Origin of the sequence: Candidatus Epulonipiscium viviparus (assembly GCF_000171335.1) — a bacterium.
GTDB lineage: Bacteria > Bacillota > Clostridia > Lachnospirales > Cellulosilyticaceae > Epulonipiscioides > Epulonipiscioides viviparus.
The window spans coordinates 1-17,887 of sequence record NZ_ABEQ01000070.3 but is presented as its reverse complement, the minus strand read 5'-3'; the positions used below and the strand labels follow the sequence as shown (position 1 = coordinate 17,887).

The 17,887-nt window shown below is 40.8% G+C and carries 12 protein-coding genes; 8 read left to right on the top strand and 4 right to left on the bottom strand.

The window, feature by feature from the left end; all coding sequences use genetic code 11:
- Positions 1–107 precede the first annotated feature (107 nt).
- The 8 genes from pfkA (at position 108) to EPU_RS09600 (ending at position 10,444) form a co-directional block, all read left to right on the top strand.
- Positions 108–1,094 carry a 6-phosphofructokinase gene (pfkA, locus tag EPU_RS09635; protein WP_010168843.1) on the top strand — a complete coding sequence of 329 codons (987 nt, stop codon included), beginning with the start codon at positions 108–110 and terminating at the stop codon, positions 1,092–1,094.
- Between the two features lie 18 nt (positions 1,095–1,112).
- Complete coding sequence (pyk, locus tag EPU_RS09630) at positions 1,113–2,873, top strand: pyruvate kinase (RefSeq protein WP_010168841.1); 1,761 nt, start codon at positions 1,113–1,115, stop codon at positions 2,871–2,873.
- A 61-nt stretch (positions 2,874–2,934) separates the two neighbouring features.
- Positions 2,935–4,353: a TrkH family potassium uptake protein gene (locus EPU_RS09625; RefSeq protein WP_010168839.1), complete on the top strand. Its 1,419-nt coding sequence runs from the start codon at positions 2,935–2,937 to the stop codon at positions 4,351–4,353.
- 9 nt (positions 4,354–4,362) lie between these two features.
- Positions 4,363–5,013, top strand: coding sequence for a potassium channel family protein (locus tag EPU_RS09620; RefSeq protein ID WP_010168837.1), 651 nt, complete (start codon positions 4,363–4,365; stop codon positions 5,011–5,013).
- Entirely contained in the window at positions 5,014–5,802 is a 789-nt protein-coding gene (locus tag EPU_RS09615) for a TrmH family RNA methyltransferase (RefSeq protein ID WP_029488323.1), read from the top strand.
- A 13-nt stretch (positions 5,803–5,815) separates the two neighbouring features.
- Entirely contained in the window at positions 5,816–6,934 is a 1,119-nt protein-coding gene (locus EPU_RS09610; protein WP_010168833.1) for an isocitrate/isopropylmalate family dehydrogenase, read from the top strand.
- 96 nt (positions 6,935–7,030) lie between these two features.
- On the top strand, positions 7,031–9,172 hold the full coding sequence (locus EPU_RS09605) for a CehA/McbA family metallohydrolase (protein ID WP_029488321.1): 2,142 nt from the start codon (positions 7,031–7,033) through the stop codon (positions 9,170–9,172).
- 93 nt (positions 9,173–9,265) lie between these two features.
- Positions 9,266–10,444 (top strand): 6-phosphofructokinase, encoded by a 1,179-nt coding sequence (locus EPU_RS09600; protein ID WP_010168830.1) that lies wholly within the window; start codon positions 9,266–9,268, stop codon positions 10,442–10,444.
- A 45-nt stretch (positions 10,445–10,489) separates the two neighbouring features.
- Here the strand turns inward: EPU_RS09600 and iadA are convergent, their stop codons facing one another.
- From iadA to EPU_RS09575, 4 genes are all read right to left on the bottom strand, one after another.
- Positions 10,490–11,644 carry a beta-aspartyl-peptidase gene (iadA, locus tag EPU_RS09595; protein ID WP_010168829.1) on the bottom strand — a complete coding sequence of 385 codons (1,155 nt, stop codon included), beginning with the start codon at positions 11,642–11,644 and terminating at the stop codon, positions 10,490–10,492.
- Positions 11,645–11,647: 3 nt separating this feature from the next.
- Entirely contained in the window at positions 11,648–12,388 is a 741-nt protein-coding gene (locus EPU_RS09590) for a sialate O-acetylesterase (protein WP_029488320.1), read from the bottom strand.
- 49 nt (positions 12,389–12,437) lie between these two features.
- Positions 12,438–15,341 (bottom strand): glycoside hydrolase family 2 TIM barrel-domain containing protein, encoded by a 2,904-nt coding sequence (locus EPU_RS12210; RefSeq protein ID WP_052296502.1) that lies wholly within the window; start codon positions 15,339–15,341, stop codon positions 12,438–12,440.
- 175 nt (positions 15,342–15,516) lie between these two features.
- Complete coding sequence (locus EPU_RS09575; protein WP_029488319.1) at positions 15,517–17,697, bottom strand: stalk domain-containing protein; 2,181 nt, start codon at positions 17,695–17,697, stop codon at positions 15,517–15,519.
- Positions 17,698–17,887 lie beyond the last annotated feature (190 nt).

Below are 17,887 nucleotides of genomic sequence, written 5' to 3'. Positions count from 1 at the left end.
CGTTGATTTTATTGAGATATTTTAGTAGAATGGGGAAGTATAAAACTCTAACATTTGTAAAATACTGATACTAAGGCTATAAGTCAAATAATTTGGAGGTTAAAACAATGAGTAATGCAAATCCTAGAATCAAAAAAATTGGAGTTATGACCAGTGGCGGAGACGCGCCAGGAATGAACGCGGCAATTCGATCAGTGGTTCGAACAGGACTATCTTACGGCGCTGAAGTTGTGGGAATTAAAAATGGCTTTAAAGGATTGCTGGCCGGAGATGTTATTTCTCTTAAATCAAGAGATGTTTCAGACATTATTCAAAGAGGCGGAACTATTTTGCAAACTGCTCGTTGCAAAGAGTTTATGGAGCCTGCGTACCAAGAACGCGGAGCAGATATGTGTAGAGTTTTTGGAATAGAGGGCTTAGTTGTAATTGGAGGCGACGGTTCATTTCAGGGTGCCGAAAAGCTCGCTAACCTCGGAATAAACACTATTGGGATTCCGGGAACAATAGACCTGGATATTGCGTGTACACACTACACAATAGGTTTTGATACAGCAGTTAACACTGCCATGGACGCAATCAATAAAATTTTGGATACGTCTTCATCACATAGCCGATGCTCTATAGTAGAAGTTATGGGACGCCGCGCTGGATATATAGCCCTATGGTGCGCCATTGCAACTGGTGCGGAAATCGTATTACTGCCAGAAGAAGAACGCAAAACATCAGAAGAAATTGTGAAAAGTATTGTAGAGAACAGAAATCGCGGCAAAAAGCACTTTCTCATTATCGTGGCAGAGGGCGTGGGACATTGCCAAGAATTGGCACATACAATAGAACACATTACAGGAATCGAATCGCGAGTTACCGTTTTGGGGCATTTGCAAAGGGGCGGCTCACCTACCGCGGTAGATAGAATGCACGCATCGTTGATGGGTATATATGCGGTCGATTTATTGATGCAAGGTGCAGCCAAACGAGTTGTGGGATATTCCGATGGGCAATATTTAGATTTTGATATCAATGAAGCTTTACAAATGAAAAAAGATATTAATGAGTTAAGATTACGAGCAACAAAAATTTTAAGTATAAAATAAATGTAATTGGAGAGAAATATGCGAAGAACTAAAATTATTGCAACAGTGGGACCAAAAACTAGGGACGAAGAATCTCTAAAGAAAATTATTAATGCAGGAGCGAGTGCAATCAGGTTAAACTTTTCACACGATAACCAAAAGATTCATTCTGAAACAGCCAAGCGCGTTATGAAAGTACGCGAAGAGCTAGGAACTCCTACTGCATTAGTTTTGGATACCAAAGGCCCTGAAATTAGAACCGGAGTTGTCGCAGGCGATGGAGAAATTGAGTTAAAGACAGGTCAACTTTTTACACTCACAACAGATGAAGTGGAAGGAACAACGCAAAAAACTAGCATAACGTATAAAGATCTGCCACACGATTTAAAAAAAGACGACATAATTTTATTGGATGACGGCTTAATTGAGTTGGTAGTAAAAGAAATTAAGGGCAACGATATTATTTGCGTTGTTAAAAACGGTAGCCATTTGGGCTCTAGAAAAGGGGTTAATATCCCAAATGTGCGTTTAAATTTACCATCGCTAACCGAAAAAGATATTTCTGATATTGCCTTGGGCGCCAAAATGGGGTTCGACTTTATAGCTGCATCTTTTATACGAAGAGCTTCTGATATCATTAGAATTAGGAATATTCTGGAAGAAAATGGTGGACGCGGCGTTCACATTATAGCCAAAATTGAAAATCGCGAGGGCGTTGATAATATCGATGCGATTTTGCAAGTTGCAGATGGAATCATGGTCGCACGAGGAGATTTGGGAGTTGAAATTCCAGCTGAAGAAGTGCCTATGATTCAAAAAAGTTTGATCAAAAAAGCCAATCTTGCGGGAAAACCCGTGGTAACCGCGACGCAAATGTTAGAGTCTATGGTTGTAAATCCGCGACCAACCCGAGCCGAAGTAAGCGACGTTGCCAACGCCATATTTGATGGAACTTCTGCTATAATGCTTTCTGGAGAAACCGCAAAAGGCGATTACCCAATAGAGGCACTGACTATGATGGCTAAGATTGCCATAGAAGCCGAAGAAGCCAAAGATATCTATAACCTATCATATAAGAATGTGTCTTCACTTAGTATGACTCACGCTATGAGTAGCGCTACGTGCCAAGCTGCATTGCAATTGGATGCGGCAGCTATAATCACAGTAACTAAATCTGGGTACTCTGCCCGCGCTGTTGCAAAGTTTAAGCCTCTATCACCAATAGTTGCGTGTACAACAGAAGCCATGACATATAGGCAACTTAATCTGGTTTGGGGCTGCTCTCCACATTTAATAGCAATCGAAAAAGAAGAGACAGATCAGGTTTTTGCCAAAGCCGTTGTAACAGCAGAAAATGCGGGATTGGCAAAGCAAGGAGATGTAGTAGTTATTACAGCAGGTATTCCAGTTGGAGTCGCCGGAACCACAAATATTTTGAAAGTACAGTATGTGGGCAATATTTTAGCAAGAGGGCTTGGCTGCGGCAGGGGCATTGTAACCGGAAAGGCTTGTGTTGCCAATGTTGTAGAAGAAGCCGAAGAAACGTTTGTTCATGGAAATATTTTGGTAACTAGAAGCACCGACAACGAGTTTTTACCATTTATGAAGAAAGCGTCAGCGATTATCGTCGAAGATGCAACACCAGAAGAAAATAATCACGCCGCTATAGTGGGAAGAACTTTGGACATTCCTGTGGTTTATGCAGCTGGCAACGCCACAGATACAGTAAAGAAAGGCCGTACTATTACAATTGATACAGAAGAAGGGCTAGTTTATAACGGAGTTGTAGTACCAGAATAAAAAATAGCAAAGGACGAAGCGCGGTAATTGGCTTCGTTCTTTATAAAAAGAGGTGTAATAGATGGAATTGGATACATTAAACAATTTCGCAGAAAAAGACCCTGGTGGTGGGCGAATTAAATTTGGACCTGCTCAGATATTGATCTTTGGATTTTTGGGATTAATAGCTGCGGGAACAGCATTGTTGATGTTGCCAATCAGCACTACATCACGAGTGGTTACTCCCTGGTTGACAGCATTGTTTACTTCAACTTCTGCAGTTTGCGTGACAGGGTTAGTTGTTGAAAACACATTAGCGTATTGGTCGTTGTTTGGCAAGATTGTTATTATCTTGTGCATACAAATAGGTGGGCTAGGATTTATGACGCTGGTGAGCATGATCTTTGTGGTAACAGGAAAAAAGATTTCGTTTAAGAACCGACTGTTAATGCAAGAAGCATTGAGTTTTAATACTACATCAGGGGTTGTAAAATTTACATTGCTTATTGTTAAATTAACCTTATTGATAGAGGGGATAGGGGCATTGTGCTTAAGCTTTGTCTTTGTGCCAGAATATGGGTTTGTTACCGGAATTTGGTATTCTATATTTCACTCGATTTCAGCATTTTGTAATGCGGGATTTGATTTGGTTGGAAATAATAGCTTAATGCCATACGTACAAAACGAGTGGTTTAGTTATTCTATAATGATCTTGATTATTTTGGGTGGACTGGGATATACAGTTTGGTTAGATACTTATAATGTTTTAAAAACCAAATCGGAGCTTGCAGAACATTTTACTTGGAGACAAACATTTTATAAACTTTCACTACATACGAAACTTGTATGGATTATAACGATAGTTTTAATTTTAGGTGGATTCATTTTCTTTTTTATAGCGGAATATAACAATCCAGCAACATTGGGGTCGCTTTCCTTTGCTGATAAAATTACAGCGGCAATGTTTCAATCTGTGTCGCCTAGAACAGCAGGGTTTAACACTTTGGCTTTGGATGAGCTTACATTGGGCTCGAAGCTCATGACCGTGATGCTAATGTTTGTGGGTGGATCGCCCGCCGGAACTGCTGGGGGTATCAAAACGGTTACATTGGGAGTTTTGGTTTTGTGTGCCGTTTCTGTATTAAAAGGAGATAGTAGTGTTGTTGTTTTTAAGAAAAAAATCAGTACAGATCAAATTTTAAAATCGCTTACAATCATGACAATTGCTATATTGATAGTAATGATTGCGCTCACCATATTAACATTTTCTGAAGATGCGACGTTTATTGAGCTTTTGTTTGAGACTGTTTCGGCATTTGCGACAGTGGGATTAACACTTGGAATAACCAGCTCCCTGAGTTTTACAGGAAAGCTAGTTATTATTGCACTGATGTTTATAGGCAGAGTTGGATTGATCACTGTTGGGGTGGCTCTTATAGTGCGTGCAGCAAAAAATCCTGTGGGGCTTCAATATCCAGAGGAAAAAGTTTTGGTCGGTTAAGGAGGATTTATGAAAAGAAAACAGTTTGTAGTATGTGGATTAGGCAAATTTGGCACCAGCTTGGCAACGGCATTAGCAAATTCTGGGTACGAAGTTTTGGCGATAGATCGAGACGAAGATAGAGTTCAGGAATTGTCTAATATCGCAACACACACGATTCAGGCTGATACAACAGATATGGAGGCAGTGCGTGCGTTGGGCATAAAAGAGTTTGACGTGGGAGTGGTCGCCATAGGAAACGACATACAATCTAGTGTTATGACGACGCTTATATTAAAAGAGCTGGGTATAAAATATGTGATGGCAAAAGCCACAAATGCGATCCATGAAAAGGTTTTAAAAAAAATTGGTGCCGACCGCGTGATTCAGCCAGAGTTGGACATGGGTCGAAGAGTTGCTACAACTCTAATATCGGGAAGCATAATAGAGCACATTCAGCTATCGGCAGATTATAGCATAGCCGAAGTACCAGTGCTTGTTGAATGGGTAGGCAACAGTATTATCGATGTTAATTTACGAAGCAAGTATGGCATAAATGTTATCGCAATCCAAGGAAAGGGCCGCCTTGACATTTCTCCAAGACCAGATTATATTTTTAACAAAGACGATGTTCTGGTAGTTGTCGGAGCAAATGAAAAGATTAAGGCGTTGAACAAATAAATGGAAGATAAAAATATTACAAGCATTACGAACCCTATTATAAAGAACGTTAAAGAACTGCAATCAAAAAAAAGCACTAGGCAAAAAGAATCTCTCTTTGTTGTSGARGGAACTCGTGCTGTCCACGACCTGGCAAATACTATGGAAATATTGTATTTTATCGCAACACAAAATATCGATAARTCAGACTATAACCCAAAGACTCAGTGGATAACGGTTTCTGATAATGTATATACGCACATCAGCGATACAAAAACTCCACAAGGGCTTATGGCCATAGTAAAGCAACGAAATAAATCTCTAAATGATTTTACCATTAAGCAAAATGGAACATATTTAATATTAGAAGGAATTAAAGACCCTGGCAATTTAGGAACTATTGTAAGAACAGCATATGGACTTTTTGTGGACGCTATTTTTCTAACTAAAGATTGCGTTGAACTATATTCACCCAAAGTCGTTCGTGCTACCATGGGAGCAATTTCCAAAATAGACATCATACGAAACTATGAAATGACTAGCTATGTAGATTTCTTTAGAGAAAACAAGGTTAAAATTTACGCAACAGATCTGTATCAGTCGAACAATTTGTATACAACAAAATTTGATGGCTCTTCAGCAATCGTAATCGGAAACGAAGCAACAGGGATAAGTGAATATACGCGAGCACAAGCTGACTCAACGATTAAAATCCCTACCCGCGATAATCTAGAATCTCTGAACGCTGCCATAGCCACAAGCATTGTATTATACGAAGTTGCTAGGCAAAAAAATTTTATGAATAATTAGAACGGAGAGTAAAATGGAAGCTGAACAACATTTTTTGCAATTAGTTAAAGAGCAACTCGAGCGGGTTGAACGCCTCAAAAATAAACCTGCAGCAGTAAATTTCAAAGATCAGATTGTAATAGGTTATTGCAGCGGAGACGGCATAGGCCCCATAATTACCGACGCTACTATTAGGGTATTGCAAAAACTTTTGGCAGATGAATTAGAGTCAAAAAAGATTGTGCTAAAAGAAATTCAAGGCCTGACAATCGAAAACCGTCTAGCAAAAAATATGGCAGTTCCCGACGATGTATTAGCAGAAATCAAAACGTGCGATGTATTACTAAAAGGCCCAACAACCACTCCTAGTGGTGGAAGCGCCAAAAATATAGAAAGCGCAAACGTAACTTTACGTCGAGAACTCGATTTATATGCAAACGTTCGCCCGGTTATTCTAAGAGACGAAGGCATAGACTGGATGTTCTTTAGAGAAAATACCGAAGGAGCGTATGTTTTAGGCAGTAGAGGAATTGAGATTTCAGACGACTTGGTATTTGATTTTCGCGTAATTACCGCTCCCGGAACCGAGAGAATAGCAAGGGCGGCATTTAAATATGCAAGAGATAATGGCAAAAAACGAGTAACCGTTGTTACCAAATCGAATATTCTAAAAAAAACTGACGGTAAATTTTGGTCAGTATGCATGGAAGTCGCAAAAGAGTATCCAGAAATTCAGGTAGACGAATATTTTATTGATATTATGACAGCAAAGCTACTTGATACAGCTGAGAGAGCATCATTCGAAGTGTTTGTTTTGCCTAACTTGTATGGAGACATTATAACAGATGAAGCGGCACAAATACAAGGAGGCGTGGGCACTGCAGGAAGCGCAAATATTGGCGATCGCTATGCTATGTTTGAAGCCGTTCATGGATCTGCACCTAGGCTTATAGAGCTCGGACTTGCCGAATACGCAAACCCGTCTAGCCTGATCAAAGCGGCAGAAATCATGCTAAGACATATTGGATTTATAGACAAAGCAAATAAGCTGGCTACTATATTAGGAGAAGCCAACCAGAAAATTAAAGTTACAGGAAATGTAGCGGATTCAAAATGTTTGGATATTACAGAATATATTTTAGCTAATTTATAATTCGATAGGCTTGCCTTAATTGGTAAGCCTAGTCATAAAGCTAGGAAAATCGCATAAATATAAAATATAAAAGTTTAAAATTAGGAGAATATATATATGAAATTACGAAACGCTTTAATTATTGCTACATATTTTCTAAGTTCAACTATAATTTTTGCAGCCGATGTTAATTTATATTATGGGCAGCTTCATTCACATACCAGTTTTTCTGATGGACAAGGCAGTGTGGACGAGGCCTACATATACGCACGCGAAGAAGCTGGAGTCGACTTTTTGGCTATTACAGACCATTCAAATCAACTTGATAATGATTTTGCAGTATCGATTTCAGATGGCACTGCCAGCACAGAGTGGCAAACCGGATTAGCAACAGCAAATAAATATAACGAAGCAGGTCACTTTGCCGCCATATATGCATTTGAGATGACTTGGTCTGCTAGCACCGGTAAATGGGGCCATATGAATACATATAATACACCTGGCTTTGAGAGCCGAAATAACAAGGAAATGGACCTAAAAAACTATTACGCTACATTGGCAACGATCCCTGGATCTGTATCGCAAATGAATCATCCGGGAAATGCGTTTGGCGACTTTGCAAACTTTGGCTACTATAGCAAGGAGGCTGATAAAGTTGTGACACTAATAGAAGTTGCAAATGGCGAGGGCGATGTTAGAGGGAGCGGATATTACCCTTCGTATGAATATTATACGAAAGCCTTAGATATGGGATGGCACCTGGCGCCAACCAACGGACAAGACAATCACGCTGGTGAGTGGGGGGATGCCAATACAGCGCGTACAGTTATAGAAGCGGTGGAGCTAACTCGAGAATCGGTTTACGATGCCTTGCGCAACATGCGAGTGTATGCAACAGAAGATGAAAACTTGGCAATCTCATATAAATTAAACGGGCACACGATGGGATCCATTTTGGAGAATCAAGACGCATTGGACTTTGCCATTATTGTGTATGACCCAGACGAAACAGACGGGCTAAAAAAAGTGGAGCTAATTACTGACGGCGGCAAAGTGGCAGCTGCAGCTACAGAGGGTATATGGAAATTTTCACTAGACCCCACCATTGATTCTACATATTTTTATTTGAGAGTAACGCAAACAGATGGAGATATCGCCGTGACAGCACCGATATGGATTGGCAACAAAGAAAACTTGGGAATTTCTGCCATTAAATCTAGTTCACAAAAAGCCATTGTGGGCGATGATGTAGAAGTCGAAGTCGTGCTCTATAATAATGAAAGTTACGCAATGGAAGATGCGCTAGTGAAATATTGGGTAGACGGCGAAGTGGTAACAACAGCCATAGTAGGCGACGTCGCTAAATCAGATATGGCAAACAGTGTTGCAACAATTTCTATAGACGATGTAGGGCCAAATATGATTACAGCATCAATGGAAGCTACGATAAATGGGGAGTTTCGAGTATTTATGAAAGATCTGACAGTTACCGGAGTGGAAGCGGAAGATGTAACTCGAGTATTGATTGACGGCTCCAAAAATAATGCCTATGTAACGGGTGGATACATCGACAATATGCATTTCACAACAGAATTAATTCAAGAAAATGGCGGAGTTGCTAAGATTAATAAAAAAACTATTACCGACGATGTGTTAGCCGGAATAGACTTGCTAATAATCACAGATGCGCAAAGCAAGGATCCGGGATATAGCTATAGCGAATCAGAGCTTGCTGCAATAAAGAAGTATACCGACGGTGGCGGAAACCTGATTATCACATCGAAAGCAGAYTACGGCGATGCAGCTGGGGAGTTCGGCAACGCTGCGCAGGGCAATGCCATTTTGGAAGCAATCGGGGCAACAGCCAGATTCAACGACGACCAAATGATTGACCAAACTAGAAATGGCGGGCAAGTATACAGATTATATCTAGACGATTATAATGCAAAAAGCGAGTATACCGATGGTGTGAAGCAATCCAAATTTAGTTTTTATAGCGGAAACACGGTTTTGGCAAACGAGGCAGCAACCATAGTTCGAGCCCATGCCACATCCGAGAGCTCCGATGCTGATATGCAAAATGATAGCGTAGCCGTAGGAGATACTGTCGCGTTAGCAATTGAAACATTAGTCAGYGGTGCAAAGGTCGCAGTTTCGGGCGTAACATTTTTCTCAGACTTTGAGATGGATCCGTCTAACGAATATTCCAACCCTGTSATAATGGCAAACATTTTGCGTGACTTTGCTCCTGCCAAATAAGCATCGATTTTGGGTATCGTTTCATACTAGCCCTTGAAAATTACAGCCAGTTTTGCTATGATAAATGTATCAAATTTTAGGGAGGTTTTTACTTTGGCAAATTTATTAATAGCACATGGCGGTGGCCCCACTTCTGTAATCAACGCATCTCTTTATGGTGTAATTACAGAGGCAAAAAAATATCCAGAAATTGATAAGGTTTATGGAGCAGTTGGCGGAAGTAGTGGCATCTTAACCGAAAACTTTATAGATTTAAAAGAGATTCCTGAAGCTGAGATCGAAAAATTGCTTCACACCCCCGCATCTGCGTTGGGTACATCACGATTTCCTCTGTATGAAAAAGAATACGCTAAAATGTTGGAAATATTTGACAAATACGATATTAGATGGGTCTTATTTAATGGCGGAAACGGCTCTATGGACACTTGCGGAAAGATTTACGAAGTGGCAAAGGACAAAGGAATAGGAGTTATTGGAATTCCGAAGACAATTGATAACGATATATTTGTAACTGATCACTCGCCAGGATATGGCAGTGCCGCGCGATTTATTGCTCAGACAGTTAAGGACATTGGAGAAGATGTTAAGTCTATGCCTATCCACGTGAGTGTTGTCGAATCGATGGGCCGAAACGCAGGATGGATCACGGCAGCAGCAGCCCTGGCGAGACGCAAACCTGGAGATGCGCCACATTTAATATATCTGCCAGAGCGACCGTTTAACGAGAAAGAATTTTTGGAAGATGTAGAACGATTACATGAGCAATATGGTGGCGTTGTAGTTGCAGTTAGCGAAGGCCTGACAAATGAAGCGGGCGAACCAGTTGCCCCACTGGTCTTTAGAACAGAACGCGCCGTATACACCGGAGACGTTGGAACGCACCTTGCCAATCTGGTAATCAAAGAGTTGGGCATCAAAGCTCGAAGCGAAAAGCCTGGCATTACGGGACGCGCATCGGTTGTAAATCAGTCTACTACAGATGTTTCAGAAGCGGTGGATGCTGGAAGAGCAGCATTGAGAGCTGTGTTGGAAGGTCAAACAGGAATGATGGTTGGCTTTAAGCGCATTTCTACAGACCCGTATAAATCCGAAACAATTTTAATTCCTATTAGCGAAGTGATGATGGGTGAAAAAATTGTACCAGCAGAATTTATCAACGCGCGTGGCAACGATGTAACTACGGCGTTTGTAGAATGGGCCAAACCGTTAATTGGTGGTGATCTGGTCGAATTTGCAGACTTCAACTTGGGTGCTCGAAAAGAAAAAATCTAAATTAAAGTTTAGACACGGCAAAAATTCAGTCGTGTCTTTTTTTGTTTACTCAAAAGTTCCCTTAGTCAATAATTTTTTATCCCGAATCATAAACTTTCCTTTTGCCATCAGATCGCAAATATCATATGCTGCAGTTAAAAAAAGCAAATCGGCATCGCTTCCAATAGCAATGGCACCTTTGTGAGGCCACAGTCCATTCGCCTTTGCAACGTTTTTAGTCACTATCGCAAACACATCTTCGGCTGGTACCTTCTCTTTGGTTATGGCAGCTTTGACCGCCGCATGAAGCGTCGCCATACTAGCGGAGGTTAGACCTRTCACTTTGCCCAACGCATCGTATTTGGTTTGGCTTCCGTTTCCATCGGAGCTCATTGTAATTTGAGATATTGGAACGCCATGGTCGAAGCACATTCGTATTGCTTTCGATGCGGACATATCGGCAGGCCCCATGCAGGAAGTGATATCGATATACCCACCCTTTTTGGCAAAGTCCATAGCCGATGTTAAAAGCGCCTTAGATCTATTGACATGCGTTGGAATTAAATGGCATGCAGGCACTTCGGTTTGATCGATTATATCGAATAGCATAGAAAGTTTGCTGTTGCCATCACCGACATGAAACTGAATCACTCCAGCCTTTCCAGAGAGCATTCCGCCGACTCGAGCTTGTGTTACAATTCGCTTGATTTCATCGAAAGTGGCTAGCGATGAGCGATGGTCTGATATCGCAACTTCGCCAACGCCCAAGATTTTATCGATCAAAATAATGTCGCGCCTTGCATCTGCAAATAGGGTTGGGATCGGCACTTCGTACGCACCCGTTAGCATATACGCCGAAACTCCCTCTTCATCTAGAGCACGCACTTTGGCTAGCAAACTCTCGAGAGATCTAGTTGTCGCATCGGTTCCCAAAACTCCGATAACTGTAGTAACTCCGGCCTTTACAATATCAGATAAAACCACTTCTGGAGTACGGCTCTTAAATCCCGCTTCTCCTCCGCCGCCAATAACATGCACGTGTTGATCGATATATCCTGGCAACACAATTTTTCCTGCTGCATCAATGACTTCGACCTGAAGTGCATTCGAGTTTACAAAAATGTCGTTGGCAATAGCAATAATTTTATCGCCCTCAATTAATATATCTTTCACTCCCAGGAGATAGGGATCATATACAATAGCATTTTTAATTATAGTCATAGTTTATTCCCTCTTATTATTGTATGCCGCAAAGTAGCGTTGCCCCAACTCCTTGACAGCTTTTCGTGAAAAGTGAATTTTTTCATGCGAACCCGCAACCTCCTCAAAATTAGATGTGAGGCCATCTGTATCGACAAAACTTCCGCCCACCTCYGCAAAAGCTTGCCTAGTAGCATCAGAAATTTTTGTAGCTAACTCGCCYTTTTCGGCTTTCCATATAGGCACCAAATCTGCAGTTATCATAGGAAAATTTTTCCCAAAGGCTGCTTGCAAATCGCCTAAAAGTATCCGTACATTGTTCAGATGCGCTTCGGCAGTCATATTATGAGAAACTTCTCGCTCCCCTTGATGCCACAARAAGGCAACGATTTTATTTTCGGTATTTAGTTCAAGAGCTGTTTTGGTCATCTCCAACATTCTAACCGCTAATGCATCGCCACGATTCCACTCGTGTGTGGCAAATCCGGTRCCACCTTGAGCCGCGCTGATTATAAGAATCTCTCTATCTGCATCTAGCAAACCGGCATTCAAATATTCRTCTGCAAAGTGTAATACAAATCTTCCTCTAAGCGTATTTCCTTTAATGCGCTCTGTGGCCTTGGCAATTACAAAATCGTTCATCGACCAAACGTTATTTTTTGGAGCATAAGGATCTTCAACRTCTCCGATGCCTGCACCTTCRCAATTGGACTGTCCTGCGGCAATGATTATATCAAATTTCTTTTTACTAAAATCTATCAACATAATTATTCCTCTTTTCTAATGTGGCAGCAAGTCTAACAGCAGATATAGCTTATTTTTTAGTCAAAATCACTTCTTGATCAGGCATACGAATTCCTTTAGMTTTATTACCCATTTTTAGTTTATCAGCTTTTTGGGATGTAAGCTCAAGTTTCTCTTTTGCACCAGTTAGATACCAAATTTCTCCAGTTCCTGCATAGTCCTCGATTTCGAACATATCGGTTGGGTAATTGTACCACCAATGCCCCACCAACTGTTTGTTATCCTTATCTACTAGCAACACAACTGTTCCATCTGGCAAAAATTCATAGTCTATGCCACTCTCGTAGCTCCAAACTCCCACTGCTTCTTTATCGAATGGCCCATCTGGTATATCTCCAACGGGAGTTTTGTTAGTGTGAGCCGTATCGATATAAGGAATTCGCTCACCTTTTACAAATAGTTCGTTTAATCTAAATAGCAATTTATTTTTCTTGTAGAACGCGGCGTTGATCATTGTTGTCTCCGAAATTTCGATAGGGCCATCGTATACTATTGAATTGAAATTCGCTTCGTCACCGTTGGTTGTATAATAAATTTTTAGTCTAGCAGTTGTAGTGTCATCTAGCTCATCTATAACTATTGCCTCGATTGTTGCAGTCGTTGTATCTTTAAATATACGGTTGCCCATGATACCCGCCACGGTGAGCTTGTATTCGCTCCAAGGTCGTATGGTCGCTGCAGCCAAGCCGTAAAATAATCTGCGAGTATGCGATGTTAAAAGAGTATGATCTAACGGGTCTCCATTTTCTGTACCAACAAACTCTGCGTCACCTTCCAGATAAAAATATAGATTGTTTTCTGCATAAGGGACGGAAACTCCGGCGGCATCGAGAGCTGTAACATCCACTTGAACTGTGTTGATCCCATTAATGTCAACTTCTATAATGTCGCTATCCAATTCAAATCCTGCTGGTGCGGCAGCAGTTGAGTAGCTTTTTTGRGCAACCTTTTCGTTATTGCGATACGCTATTGCCGTGATAGTTCCTGGCTGGTATGGCACGTCCCACTGCAGATGTTTGGCGGTGCCTTTTTCACATTTGCCTAGGCTGATGTCGTTTAAAATTAGCTCTGCCGAGTCGCAGTTTGTATATACCCAGACTGGTATGATCGTTCCTTCAGTAATTTCGGGATGCGTCCAATGCGGTAGCAGATGAATCATTGGGTGTTCTGTAACGTCGCGCCACATGCTTTGGTATAGATAATAGTGATCCTTTGGAAAATTTGCTGTATCGATTACTCCGGACTCACTCTTGCGTTTTGGCCACTCGCTCTCGCCGTAATAGTCAATGCCTGCCCATCGAAATTCACCGATTAGATATGGCATCTTTTCGACGTATGACCAGCTATCACGCACGCATACACGAACCCCGCTATTGTCGTATGAAGATTGGTAACCTGGGCGTCCGTCAAAGAAGATTTCCTCATCTGTTAAATTTGGGATCTCGATGCGCGGCTGATTTTTATCTCTCCACCAGGTTTGAGTGCGGTAGAATCCCCTGGTTTGTCCCGTATGAGGCGCTTCTGTTGCAACAAACAGTTGGTCGGGTCTTTCTAAATGCTTTTGCTCATATATAAAGCAAGCACCTCCGCCGTCGTTGAAGCCTGCAATGTCGGTCATCATGCGGCATTTTTCACGATCGGCCCCCACGCCATTTACGCCTGCAGTGACTTTGCGTGTAGGATCTAGTTTATGAACAAGATTTAGCAATTTTTGCGTTGTTKCCGAGTTAACCTTAAGCATCTCATTGCCAATGGACCACATCACGACGCAAGGATGGTTTTTATCACGTGTTATAAAATCTGTAACATCGCGCTCATACCATTGATCAAAATATAGCCCATAGTCGTTTGGAACTTTGGATGTTTCCCAGCCATCAAAAATTTCGTCCATTACCATCATTCCAACTTCATCGCAAATTTCATAAAATTCTGGTGCAAAAGGATTATGTGCCGTTCGAATCGCATTGCAGCCCATCTCTTTTAGTAGCATAATGCGTTTGCGGTTGATACTATCTGGAACTGCAGCTCCCACGACGCCACCATCATGGTGCAAGCACACGCCTTTGAGATTGGTGTGGATACCGTTTATAAACATTCCCTCRTTTGATTTGTATTCAATAGTGCGTATGCCGAACGGAGTTTTTAAGCTATCGATGATGTCGGTTCCGTTTAGCATAAGCCTGGTTTCTAGCTGATACAAATTGGGGTCATCAGCGCTCCAAAGAAGAGGATCTGCAATATCGAAGGTTAGATTGATCGTAGTTTCCTTGTCAACTATAACGTTGTGGCGCTCATTTAGTAAAACATTACCTTGGCAATAGATATAGGTGCTTGCAACCACGGCCGCAGGTTCGTCATTTTTGTTAGCAATTTTGAGAGAATAATTGATAGTTGCAATATTATTATTAACCTTAGTAGTAACCGTGGCGGCCCAGGTTGGGATATAAACGCTTTTTGTATTTATAAACCAGACGTTGCGATATATACCAGAGCCATTGTACCAGCGGGTTTGGCCTTCTTTGGAACAATCCACTCTTATAGCAATCAAATTGTTCCCCTCTACCAAAAATTCTGTAATATCATAGAAGAAACTGATATATCCATATGGGCGGTTTCCGACAAGCTTGCCGTTGATATAAACACTGCTATCCATAAAAATTCCATCAAATAGTATTTCGACTCTGCCCGCTAGCATTTCATTTGTCACAGCAAAAAGCTTGCGATACCAGCCGACCCCCGTTTGTAGATATCCAGAGCGAACTCCTGCAATAGCCTCTTTTTCAAAAGGTGAATCTACGCTCCAATCATGAGGAATTCGTACACGCGTGAAGCCTGCAGGGTTGAAAGTTAGTTCCTTTGCCATCGGGTCATCACTTCTTGAAAAAAACCAGTTATCGTTAAATAGTGTTTTCATATTAATAATCCTTTCACATATGTTTTTTGGAATTTTTGATATTGCTCATGTTATATTATGAGCAGTTTCTTAACTTCTAAACTGGAAATCTCAAAATATGTATCAAACCTATGCAAAAAAAGCTCCAGCATATACAATCACCGCGATGGTGACCCTCGTATATGCTAGAGCCAATTTATTTAATTTTGATTGGAGAGCCTAAAGCAAGTGCCATATATTCAATCGGTACATACGCACGACCACCGATATTGGCAACTTTATCGGTCATTTTTAATTTGAGCCCGGCAATGTTTAAAACATCGCTGCCTTGCTCGATCTCTATCGCATCGTTGACGATGGTTTTTTTGCCTACGAAGACAACCTGGCTTTCGTCTAATCCAAATACCGTTGCAATRTCGCGAACAGCAAGCATCAAGTTACCGTTTGCAGTTTTAACCGGTGTTGCAGTGAGGTCTCTTGCAATGTTGCCCCTAGTTACTGACTCGGTATATAAATCGATGATAGGAACGATTACCTTCTTCTCGACTTCTACTTCTACCGGAACTTCTTTGATMACTTCCTTAACCACCTCTACTTTTACAGGAACTTCCTTAACAACCTCTCGAATTTCGGGCTTRATAAGATTTTGACTGAGTACTGCAAAGTTTTTTACCACTATAGGGTCTTGTGTTGAAGCCTTAAAGTTTGCTGGATTTAGAGTTGCATTTTTACCCGAAATGGCACTGCCACTCACTTTGATATCATATGAACCGTATGGAGCATCTTGACCTACTGTAAATTCGAGATCTGAAATCACCACTTTTCCGGGTGCAGCCGATTGTCTTGTTATATCAATTACAATATAATCGCCCATAATTTCGGACTTAACTTCGATGCCATTCGTTGCATAAACATGAGCATCTTTAATTCTGATATCATTTTCTTCGGCCTCAGCGATCTCTACAATAATCTGTTCATATTTTTCTAATACATTGGCTTTGCTCTCGGCAATAACGATCTCCCCGGCTATCTGATCTTTTAGACCAATTTTTAAGTTGGCAGTCTTTTTGGTAACATTTACCGTATTTTCAATTTTGCCTACAGGAACGGAGAGGTCTTCTGCAAAGTTTCGGCAYTCTACAGCCACCGTAACATCGCCGCGATCGTTTACCCCAGCTATTAATTCCAAGTTGATGTGGATATCGTTTGAAATTGATTCATCAAATTCYGGAGTCATCTTTCCGATAATCTCAACAATTTTGCCTTTGTAATCTTTTATGGCCTTAAAATTAATTCCATCTATAGTTTGTTCTTCGAAATTAATGATTTGCGCACCGGTTGTTGAGATAAATAAATCTAAGTCGTTATCTAACGATCCCGAAACATTTTCTGTGATAGCAAATTCGATTGTTTCGGATTTTCCACCTGCAACAAAAGTTTGGAGRTGATCTGAAGATAAATGTACATCATATGGAACGACGTCAGAAACTACACCACGTTTTGTAACATCRTTGGCAGAAACGTTAAGATATACTTGCTCGCAGATAACACCTACTTTTCGATTTTCTGGTTTAACAGGTAAATCGATAATATTGATATTTCCCTTGATATTATTATCGTCTAAGCTTGGCAACTCGAGTATTAATTGCTGATCATTTGCAGTAACTGCAGTAACTGTTGCCCAAGTTTCTGTGCCTGCAAGCCCGGCGCTACCCTCGAGCTTAATTTTGTGCCCAACTAGAGTGTCAAAAACAAGCCCCGAGTTGGTTTCGAGAGTTAGCATTACTGTTGTTGGAGATTTTAACGCTCCGGGAATAACTTCTTCTATMGMAACTTCTCCAAGAAACCCCTCGCCTTCTATAGGTATATTTCGAGTTTTACCAAATTCAATTTTTATATTTTKATCGGAGACCGCAGCTTCCGAAAGATTAATAATTTGAGAGCTAATTCCACCGTTTCCAACTATTTCTACACTGGGATTTTCACCTACCACTTCTAGATATAACGGAACCATAAACATTTTATCGCTAGAAATATTTGTAACGCCAACTCGTATGGTCGTATCCGTCAAATATTTAGCAACTACAGTTTCTGTTCCATCTGGTGTTATGTCTTTATCATATAGAGATTTATTAAAAGCTATGTCTGTTCCCCTAATTAGAAATTGTTCATTTTTGTATGGAACAGTTGTGTTTATAAATATGTTGAAGTCATCTTTTACGGCTTCTCCAGCAACCATTTTGTAGCCTAGGGTGCTTCCTATTATCATATCCTCTCTATCGATGATAGCATCAGACGCTGCCATTACAGAAACTTGAAAACTGGCAACTGCCATAACTGAGCAAATCGCAATAGTCATTTTCTTAAATAATTTCATAGACGCCCTCCTTGTGTGTGTATGAAAAAATAAATTAAGTTTCTAGGTAGCCGATAATATTTGGTTCTTTGCTACGAAACACATTATATAATAACTTGTGACAAATTGCAACACTTTGTCGATAATTGTAATGCGCACGTAACAAAAGTCCTTCGCAGCAAAATTTAGCATTTTATCTATTTACAAACCG